The sequence below is a fragment of the Vibrio sp. 10N.222.52.B7 genome (assembly GCF_041474275.1).
GTDB lineage: Bacteria > Pseudomonadota > Gammaproteobacteria > Enterobacterales > Vibrionaceae > Vibrio > Vibrio crassostreae_C.
This window is the reverse complement of record NZ_JBFRTU010000408.1, coordinates 1-228: the sequence shown is the minus strand read 5'-3', so window position 1 is coordinate 228 and position 228 is coordinate 1. Positions and strand designations below refer to the sequence as shown.

The 228-nt window shown below is 50.0% G+C and carries 1 protein-coding gene; it reads left to right on the top strand.

Features of this window, described 5'->3' with window-relative positions; genetic code table 11:
• A partial coding sequence (locus AB4512_RS23440) for a toprim domain-containing protein (protein WP_372175922.1) occupies positions 1–228 on the top strand: 228 nt, incomplete at both ends.

Genomic DNA, 228 nt, shown 5'->3' with positions numbered 1-228 from the left:
ACGGTGTCGATTACTCAGTGGCATCACTGGGCACCTCAACAACCGGTGATCACGTTCAAATGTTGTTCCGCCAGACCAATACTGTGGTTTGTTGTTACGATGGTGATAGAGCAGGTAAAGAGGCCGCGTGGCGCGCACTAGAGAATGCGCTTGAATACCTGAAAACCGGTAACACACTCAAGTTTCTGTTCTTGCCAGACGGTGAGGACCCAGACAGCTATATTAGAG